The sequence below is a fragment of the Arthrobacter sp. genome, assembly GCF_030540645.1.
Classification (GTDB): Bacteria; Actinomycetota; Actinomycetes; order Actinomycetales; family Micrococcaceae; genus Specibacter.
Genome location: NZ_JAUNVV010000042.1, coordinates 19,187 through 28,376, shown reverse-complemented (window position 1 = coordinate 28,376; position 9,190 = coordinate 19,187). Strand labels below are relative to the sequence as shown.

Annotated in this window: 9 protein-coding genes; 4 read left to right on the top strand and 5 right to left on the bottom strand. The window is 61.9% G+C overall.

The window, feature by feature from the left end; translation table 11 throughout:
- Positions 1-259 precede the first annotated feature (259 nt).
- Complete coding sequence (locus Q4P21_RS09575; protein WP_303388547.1) at positions 260-2,281, bottom strand: protease pro-enzyme activation domain-containing protein; 2,022 nt, start codon at positions 2,279-2,281, stop codon at positions 260-262.
- A 124-nt stretch (positions 2,282-2,405) separates the two neighbouring features.
- Complete coding sequence (locus tag Q4P21_RS09570; protein WP_303388546.1) at positions 2,406-3,071, bottom strand: RNA methyltransferase; 666 nt, start codon at positions 3,069-3,071, stop codon at positions 2,406-2,408.
- Between the two features lie 89 nt (positions 3,072-3,160).
- On the opposite strand from Q4P21_RS09570, the gene Q4P21_RS09565 reads away from it, so the two are divergent.
- Positions 3,161-3,955 (top strand): HAD-IIA family hydrolase, encoded by a 795-nt coding sequence (locus tag Q4P21_RS09565; RefSeq protein WP_303388545.1) that lies wholly within the window; start codon positions 3,161-3,163, stop codon positions 3,953-3,955.
- A 98-nt stretch (positions 3,956-4,053) separates the two neighbouring features.
- Here Q4P21_RS09565 and Q4P21_RS09560 read toward each other — a convergent pair whose 3' ends face one another.
- Together Q4P21_RS09560 and pyrE are read right to left on the bottom strand one after the other, a co-directional pair.
- A complete protein-coding gene (locus Q4P21_RS09560) occupies positions 4,054-4,680 on the bottom strand; it encodes a thymidine kinase (RefSeq protein ID WP_303388544.1) in 627 nt (208 codons plus the stop codon).
- A gap of 58 nt (positions 4,681-4,738) precedes the next feature.
- A complete protein-coding gene (gene pyrE, locus Q4P21_RS09555) occupies positions 4,739-5,305 on the bottom strand; it encodes an orotate phosphoribosyltransferase (RefSeq protein WP_303388543.1) in 567 nt (188 codons plus the stop codon).
- Between the two features lie 116 nt (positions 5,306-5,421).
- Between pyrE and nadE the strand changes: the two genes are divergently transcribed.
- From nadE to Q4P21_RS09540, 3 genes are all read left to right on the top strand, one after another.
- Entirely contained in the window at positions 5,422-6,243 is an 822-nt protein-coding gene (gene nadE / locus Q4P21_RS09550) for an ammonia-dependent NAD(+) synthetase (RefSeq protein WP_303388542.1), read from the top strand.
- 226 nt (positions 6,244-6,469) lie between these two features.
- A complete protein-coding gene (locus Q4P21_RS09545) occupies positions 6,470-7,273 on the top strand; it encodes an exodeoxyribonuclease III (protein WP_303388541.1) in 804 nt (267 codons plus the stop codon).
- 3 nt (positions 7,274-7,276) lie between these two features.
- Positions 7,277-8,119: a hypothetical protein gene (locus Q4P21_RS09540; protein WP_303388540.1), complete on the top strand. Its 843-nt coding sequence runs from the start codon at positions 7,277-7,279 to the stop codon at positions 8,117-8,119.
- 38 nt (positions 8,120-8,157) lie between these two features.
- Here Q4P21_RS09540 and Q4P21_RS09535 read toward each other — a convergent pair whose 3' ends face one another.
- Positions 8,158-9,174 (bottom strand): LacI family DNA-binding transcriptional regulator, encoded by a 1,017-nt coding sequence (locus Q4P21_RS09535; RefSeq protein WP_303388539.1) that lies wholly within the window; start codon positions 9,172-9,174, stop codon positions 8,158-8,160.
- Between the last annotated feature and the right edge of the window lie 16 nt (positions 9,175-9,190).

Sequence of the window (9,190 nt, the reverse complement as noted above, 5' to 3'; positions counted from 1 at the left end):
CAGCCTTGGCACGGTCAATCATTTCGGCATACTTGTCCGGTGTTGCAATGGGCATTGAAAGCTCCTTATGGCAGAACGGCGCTGGGAGGCTGGCAACGGGCCAACTCCTGCATGGCTCCTCCTATCTTAGCCAGTGCACACGAAGTGTCGAAGAACATGAAGCGGCAATCAAAGTCTGTGGCATTTTCCACGCACGACGGCGGCCTCGGCTTGGGTGCCGGGGTCGCCGTCGAGCCTTGGTACAGGTCTGGTGTTGGTGTCAGCACCACCCGCCGTGCCGGCAGGGTCGGTTCCACTGGCTGATCGCGAGCGCAAAGCGGTAGCTCATGCTCCCAACGCCAGTGACGTCGTCGTACCCTTTGGCCGTGAACAGCGAGGAGTCCATGTCCATGGAGAGTAGGTACTGGTTGCCGCTTCGGGCACTGGTGTAGGCCAGGGCGGGTTGTTGCCGCAACGGAACCACATCCTGGAATACCTTGCTGCTCGCCTTGTTTACCGCATAAATAACAGGGTTGGCAAAGCCCAGCGTTTGGCCGCTGAGCTGTTGCGCGACTGCCATCTGGCCGGCGGTCAGCGGGCACGCCAAGGACGTGCCGCCGTAGGTTTCGGTGGTGTAGGGATCAGTGGTCAACGTGGTGTCGTCATTGATGGGGCTGATGCCGATCACGTAGCCGGTGTAGGGGTCCGCCAGAGAGGAGATGTCCGGAACTACCCGCATGCCCTTGGATAGGGAGGACGGCACCGTACCTTTCTGGTAGACCGGTTGGGCGAAGATGGCGCTCACACCGCCGCCTGCTCCTCCGCCGTAGATGTCCCCGGGGAGGGGGGCGGTGTAGGCGCCATCGGTAATCTGGTCCAGAATTCCACCCCATCCACTCTCGAAGTTATAGGACCCATTCCTGTTCACCGCAAGGCTGGTTCCGCCCACGGCAGTGACCCAGGGTGAGCTGGCGGGGAAGTCGGGCGCTGTGTAGCCGAGGTTGATACTCTCGTCTCCACTGTCACCGCTGGAGAAGTACAGGCCGATTCCTTCACCGGCGGCCTGCAGCTGGATGTTGACCTCACCGGCGACGGCGTTGGCCGACAGCGTCTCGCCTTCGTTGCCATAGCTGTTGCTGACAATGGTGGCCAGCTTGTGGTCAAGGATCTTGGACATGGCCAGGTCCAGGCCGCCGCCGCAGTTGAAACCACCCACATAGAGGATGTTGGCGCCCGGCGCGGTGCCGTGCACAGAGGCGACGTCCAAGGCCTGTTCAGGCTGCCAGCCGCTGGGGAACTGGCACAGCACCTGGTCTTGGAACTCGTCCGGTGAGGGCACAAGCTGCCGGTAGCTGCGTGAATTCATCTGCGGAAGTCCGTAGCTGGCCGAGTAGTTGTTGATGTCGGAGAGCATGGTGGGCGAGGCGTATGCGTCAATGATGGCCACGGTTTGACCCCTGCCGTCAGGGGCGTGCCCTTGCTGGCCGCTGTTGCCCGGCATGGCCGCTGCCACAGCGTCCTTGCCATAGGCGGACTGGATTTGTTTTGGCGTGTAACCACAGATGAAGGTCGGGGCCGTCGTCTTGCCGTATGCCTGCGGAATCGCAGTGGTGTTTTGTCCCCAATAGTTGGAGCACGCGGCTGTCTCCGCCTTCGGGGTGGCGCCGCGCAGCTGCGGGGTCACCGGCAGGCCGTCGCCCGGGCGCATGTAGTCCGGCCGGGTCATGAGGCTGCTCTGGTCAATGGAAATGCCAGCTACCTTACTGGCGATGGAAGCAGGGAGGCTCGGCACAATGGCCGGGCCAACCAGAGTAGTCCCGTGCAGATCGTAGTTGTTCAGTTGTGTGTTGAATGCGTTGTTCAGCAGCGAGACGGTACCTCGGAACACGACGTAGAGCCGGCTCTCCGGGGTCCCTGTGATGGTCATCCCACGGTCCTTGAGGAAGCTCACAACGGCTGCATAGTCATCCTTGCTGGGTGAAAAGCGGCTAATCCATCGAGATGGGGACAGGCTCTTCTGGTAGCTTTTGCTGTTCGGATTGGACACTGTCGCAGCCAGGTCCACGGCACCCTTTGGATCCTTCAGAGGTAGGTATATTTCTGCTTCAACTGTGACGTCGGCGGCTGCGGCGCCTTGACTGTTCGCTGGTAGTGCCCAACTGGGTACGGCACCCGGGAACGAGGCCCCAGGTGCGGGAGGCGGCGCTGCCACAGCCCCGCCGGCCCCCATCGCCAAGGCACACGCCACGGCAGCACTGATGGCCAAAATTTTGTTGGTAAATTTTAGTGGTCTGAATGACATTCTCATCAGAGGTCCTTCAACAGTCGGGCACCCTATGTGTCCGCATAAGGCGAGCTTAAACCCACACCCAATTCACTGGCTACCCTCTGGGAAAAATCAGGAAGAAATTATTCGGCCACTATTTTTAGCCCACTTTTTGGTTGAAAACGTGCCGGCGGATCCACGCGTGCATGGCGATGCCTGCAGCGGAGGCGGCGTTGATGGAGCGGGTGGAACCGAATTGTTCAATGGAGAGCGTCGTCTGTGCCGCTGCATGCACTTCCGCACTCAGGCCGGGGCCTTCCTGCCCAAACACGAACACACAGTTGCGGGGCAGTTCGTACGTTTCCAGTTGCTCGGAATCCGGGAAGATGTCGATGCCGATGATCGCCAGCCCTTCACCCTGCGCCCAAGCCACAAAGTCCTCCACGGTCGGGTGATGGCGAACGTGCTGGTAGCGGTCGGTGACCATCGCCCCGCGCTTGTTCCACCGCCGTCGTCCGATGATGTGCACTTCCTTGGCCAGGAACGCGTTGGCCGTGCGCACCACCGTGCCGATGTTCATGTCATGCTGCCAGTTTTCAATGGCCACGTGGAAGTCGTGGCGGCGGGTGTCCAACTCGGCCACAATGGCATCCATGGTCCAGTAACGGTAGGCGTCGAGCACATTGCGCCGGTCGCCCTCGGCGAGCAGTTCCGGGTCCCAGTGCTCCCCCTGCGGCCATTCGCCCTCCCACGGGCCCACGCCCACTTCATGGTGCGGTTCTACGTAGTCGGGTGCTGGGGAAGAGGTGTCGCTGGAAATACTCACCGGTTAACTTTAGCCGCTGTCCTGTTCCCGTGTACCGGGGCAGATCTGCAAGACTTGACCTAGCTGCTTCCGCCACCCCAGGAGAGACCATGAGCAAAGTACAAAACCGCCGGCCCGCCGACATCGAGTGCTGGCTGACGGACATGGACGGTGTCCTCGTTCACGAAAACAAGGCCGTTCCCGGCGCTGCCGAACTGATCCAACGCTGGGTCGATACCTCCAAGCGCTTCCTGGTGCTGACCAACAACTCCATCTTCACCCCGCGCGACCTGGCTGCCCGGCTGAAGGCATCCGGCCTTGACGTACCGGAGGAGAATTTGTGGACGTCAGCGTTGGCGACCGCCCAATTCCTGAAGTCGCAGTTGCCGCACGGGCGCGCCTTTGTCATTGGCGAGGCTGGATTGACGACGGCGTTGCACGAGGCCGGTTTCATCCTCACCGACCAGAACCCGGACTATGTGGTCCTGGGAGAGACGCGCACCTACTCGTTCGAGGCGATCACCCAGGCCATCAGACTCATTGGTGACGGCGCCCGTTTCATCGCCACCAACCCCGACGCCACGGGACCTTCCAAGGAGGGTCCGATGCCGGCCACAGGCGCCGTGGCAGCACTGATCACCAAGGCCACGGGGCGTGAACCGTACGTTGTGGGCAAACCGAACCCGATGATGTTCCGCTCCGCCATGAACCGGATCCAGGCACACTCTGAAACGACCGCCATGATCGGCGACCGCATGGACACCGACATCATTGCAGGTATGGAAGCCGGGCTGCACACCGTTTTGGTGTTCACCGGCATCACGCAGCCTGAGGATGTTGACGCTTACCCGTTCCGCCCGGATCAAGCCCTTGCCTCCGTGGCGGACCTGATCCACGAAATTTAGGCTCTCCCTGCAGCTCCGGGGGCTGTTGTGGTCCTCAGACGTTGCTATAGCGACGTCCGTGGACCGGAACGGCCCCCGGACCGGGTTTCAGGCCCTGATCAGACCTGCAGCCGCCCACCGGATGCTTCCAAATAGCAGCTGCCGCACAATGACTCGTACCAAACGTCAGCACCTTCAATGGCCAGTTGGTCGCCGTCGAACACGGTCTTGTCACCAATTCGGCGCATATTGAACAGGGCTTTGCGTCCGCAGCGGCAGATGGTTTTCAACTCTTCCAGAGCGTGTGCGATCTCCAGCAGTCGTGCGGAGCCGGGAAACGCCCGAGTCCGAAAATCCGTGCGAATTCCGTACGCCATGACCGGCACGCCGTCTTCCACGGCAATCCGGAACAGCCCGTCCACCTGCTCAGCGGTCAGAAACTGTGCCTCATCAACGAGCAGGCACGCCACAGGCGCCACTTCGACATGTTCCAGCAGGGCTTCCGGGTCATCGCCCGCCGCGTGCGCCGCAAACAGGGCCCGGATGCCATCTTCGGGCTGGACCAGGAAGTCCACATCCCGCGAAATGCCGAGCCGAGACACCACCTCGCCGCTGCCCTTCGTATCCACGGCGGGCTTGGCGAGCAGCACACGCTGGCCGCGCTCCTCGTAGTTGTACGCCACCTGCAGCAACCCCGTCGATTTGCCCGAGTTCATGGCGCCATAACGGAAATAAAGCTTAGCCAACAGTGTCCTTTCAAATGGTGGTGAACTGGTTTCCGGGCCGCCGAAGCATGCCGCCGGCTTAGTCCAGGCCCAGCTCGTCCTTGCCGAAGATGAACAGGTACGGGACGTTGGCTTCAGCTTCGATGCGTTCCTTGGCACCGGTGTCGCGGTCAACAATCACGGCCACGGCCACAATGTTGCCACCAGCCTTGCGCACACCTTCAACGGCGGTCAGCGCGGATCCACCCGTGGTGGACGTGTCTTCAAGGACGACGACGTTGCGCCCGTCAACGCCGGGGCCTTCGACTTGGCGGCCCATGCCGTAGGACTTTTGTGCCTTGCGGACCACGAACGCATCAATGGCGCGGCCGGCGTCGGCGGCGGCGTGCATCAGGGCCGTTCCGACGGGATCTGCACCCATGGTCAGGCCGCCGGCGGTCTCAAACGTGATGCCGGCGTCGTCCAGCATCGCCAGCATGACGCGACCGGCCAGGCGGGAAGCCTCGTGGTGGAGGGTGATGCGGCGCAGGTCGATGTAGTAGTCGGCCTCCTTGCCGGAGGACAGGATCACCTTGCCGTGGACGACGGCGAGTTCCTTGATGAGTTCGAGCAGGCGGGCGCGGTCTGCGGCAAGTGTGGAGGTCATGGGCTTTATTGTAATTGCGCGGACGCAGCGTCGTCGAAACGGACAGGTATAGCGCCTGCCTCCTTCCCCTCAGATCACGTCTCTCATTTGGTTTCCCCAAACGTTACGCTTGACCCATGCGCGAACTACAGGCACGGATCATTGGTGAACTTGGCGTCCAGCCCCTGATTGACCCAGCTGCGGAGATTGTCCGGCGGGTCCAGTTCTTAAAGGACTACCTCAAGGCCACGGGCACGCGCGGCTACGTGCTGGGCATCAGCGGCGGATTGGATTCCACCCTGGCCGGACGGTTGGCGCAGCTGGCCGTGGAAGAACTGGCGCAAGAAGGAGTCGAGGCCAACTTCATCGCCGTGCGGCTGCCCTACGGCATTCAGCACGACGAGGATGATGCGCAGTCCGCCATGGAGTTCATCAATGCCAAAACCGAGTGGACGTTCAACATTGCCCCGGCAGTGGACGGCTTCGAGGCCGAGTTCGCCAAGACTGCAACCGAGGACGTCAGTGATTTCAACAAGGGCAACATCAAGGCCCGTTCGCGCATGATTGCCCAGTACGCGCTGGCAGGCCAATCCAATCTGCTCGTCATTGGCACCGACCACGCGGCAGAGTCAGTCACCGGCTTCTTTACCAAGTTTGGCGACGGCGGGGCTGACATCCTGCCGCTGTACACCTTGAACAAGCGGCAGAACAGGGCCCTGTTGAAGCAATTGGGTGCCTCCGAGCGGCTCTACAACAAGGTGCCCACGGCGGACCTTCTCGACGGCGTGCCCGGGCGCACCGACGAGGCCGAGCTGGGCATCTCCTACAACGACATCGACGACTACCTCGAGGGAAAGACCATCGCCGAAGAAGCGGCAGAATCAATCGAACGCCGTTTCCTTCAAAGCCGGCACAAACGCACCACACCAGTGTCCCTGCTGGACACCTGGTGGAAATAACAGCCTGCGCAGGAACCACCCTCGCCCCCTCCCCGACGCTCCCGCACCAATCGGGGTGTAATGCTGAACGCTCCTTCACGCCAGTGGAGGAGCGTTCAGCATTACACCCCGGAAAGTGCGGGAGCGTCGGGGAGGGGGCGGGATTTCTTCAGTCTCTTGCACGCCGATGGGCAGCACCCGGCGTTTGCCTCAACCTCCGGCAGCATTAACTTGATAGCTTGGAGACGTGAAGATTGCTACCTGGAATGTGAACTCGCTCAGAGCCCGTGCCGACCGTGTGGAGGAGTGGCTGCGCCGCACCGACGCCGACGTGCTGGCCATCCAAGAAACCAAGTGCAAGGACGAGAACTTTCCCTGGGAACTCTTTGAAAACAACGGCTACGAGGTCGCCCACTTTGGCTTCAGCCAGTGGAACGGCGTGGCGATCGCCTCCCGCGTGGGGCTCGAGGACGTTGAACGCACCTTCGTGAACCAGCCCGCGTTCGGCAAGGGCGGCAAGGACCCCGTCCAAGAGGCCCGCGCCATTGCGGCCACCTGCAACGGCGTGCGCATTTGGAGTCTCTACGTCCCCAACGGCCGCGCCCTTGAAGACGAGCACATGCCGTACAAATTGCAGTGGCTGGACGAGCTGAAGAACCAGGCTGCCAGCTGGCTCAGCGCGGACCCTGACGCCCAGATCGCACTCATGGGCGACTGGAACATCGCCCCCCAGGACGACGACGTCTGGGACATCGACTTTTTCCGCACCCAGGGACTCACCCACGTCAGCGAACCCGAGCGGGCAGCCTTCGCAGCGTTCGAAGCGGAAGGGTTCGCCGACGTCGTCCGTCCCTTGCACCCCGGTCCCGGCGTGTACACCTATTGGGACTACACCCAGCTGCGCTTCCCCAAGAAGGAAGGCATGCGCATCGACTTCGTCATGGCCTCCCCCGCCTTGGCCGCTCGCGTCACAGCCGCCGAAATTGACCGCGAGGAACGCAAGGGCAAGGGCGCCTCAGACCACGCCCCCGTCATTGTGGAGCTGGACTAACCCATGACAGGTGGGCTGTATTTGGGCGGTGTGCAGCTCCCGTTTGTCTCGTGCCTGCGCGTCTACCTGCCCCGCGAATCCTACACAGCAGAAGAGTTCAGCTACCTTGAAAGCCTGCTGGACCCGGCCCAAAACACGGTCAGCGTAGACGCACGGGAGCTTGCCGATTCGCTGGGCAGGGTGAGCCGCGCGCTCCCCAACCCACTTCCGACGCCGGACGGGGACCGGGTGCGCGTGCTCACCATGGGCGAGGGCGAACCTCCGCTGTATGCGCCGAACCAGGTGGTGGCCCGTTCGATAGCGGGTGCCGCTGAGCTGCTTAACGGAACGATGGAAGCCTTGGCCAATCTGGTGCTCTCAGAAGAGGAATGGGCGCTTGAGTTGGCCCGGGCCGCCGCCACGCACCAACATGAAATGCCGTTGCAGACACGCTCCTCCACGTGGGGTATCCCCTTTAGCTGGTTCACTCTTGTCTATGCCAATGACCGCATGGAAGTTGTCGAGGCCAACGGTCGGATCCTGACCGTGCGGATCCAGGTGCCTGTGTCCATTGCCTTGGGTAGGGCCGAACGGTTCCTGGACATGCTCGGGCAGATGGCACCGGACCTGGACTTGCTGACTGAACTTCAAGATCTGTCCCACTGGCTGGCAAGTTTTGATGCCGGGGGTGTCCTCGAACTTGACTATGGTCCAGTGGCAAACCGGGTCCACCCCGACGACTCCCCGGCTGACGTCCACATGGGGCTGCAATGCCTGGCCGACGGCGACTTCACCGGCGCCGCGGCCGCCTACCGCCGGCTGGCCAACCGTTGGATGCCCATCCGACAGCTGGCACGGGCCAGTTAGCGCACGCCAGTTAGTAGGACCCGGTTCGTGGGTGCCGTCTAGCACTGAGGAGGCGCTGTGGAGTTACGCTCGAGCAGTGCGAACGGCATGATCTTCTCCTGGATTGACCCAGCGACCCCACCGAGTTCAGCCAGCACCATGGTGGCGGCAACCCGGCCCTGGTCCCACGGGTTTTGGGCCATGGTGGTCAGGCCGGCAGGTCCCGAAAAGTCATGGTCGTCTATGCCGATCAGCGAAAGTTCCGCAGGTATTCGGATCCCGCGCCGTTGCGCTTCAAACATGACTCCCAGCGCCATTTCATCCGAGCCACAGAAAATAGCGGTTGGGTTTTCCCCTGCAAGGTCGAAGATCTGCGCCGCTGCCCGGACACCACCGGACACGGTGTAGTTCCCAGGCACCATCCACTCGGGCCGCAGCTGAAGTCCGGCACGTGACATGGCAGTCTCGAATCCGGCGGTGCGAAGGTTCGGCACTTCGAAGTCTTGCTCGTCCTGGGCCCCCCCGTGAAGGTAGCCAATTTTCCGATGGCCCAGTGTGATCAGGTGCTCCGTGGCAGCTTGTGCTGCAGCGCTGTCGTCGATAAAAACCCCCGGGCAGCCCTCAACAGGTCCGCCAACAGACAGCACTGGAATGCCTGTGTGGTGGAGTTGAAGCACTTCCTCTGGTGAGAGTTCCAAGGTGAGCACCAGGAGTGCGTCAATTTGTTTACGCACCATGGTTTCAGTGAAGCTGCGTTGGCGCCCGTACGCGGAACCACCACCCAAACTGAACAGGAGCAGGTTGTAGCCGCTGTCACGCAACACCTGGTCAACGCCCTCAATGGCATGGCCAAAGTACCAGCGGTCAACGTAAGGCACCAACAAGCCAACCGTTTCAGTCCGTCCAGACGCCAGCCCGCTCGCTGATCGTGAGGGCACGTAGCCAAGTTCCTGAGCCACGGACAGCACCCGCGCCCGCGTGGCTGGGCTGACCCGTGGAAGTCCACGGAGCGCACGCGAAACGGTCGCGGTGGAGACTTGCGCCCGCTGGGCCACATCTTCGATACCGACTCTCATGGCTGCTCCTTTCACT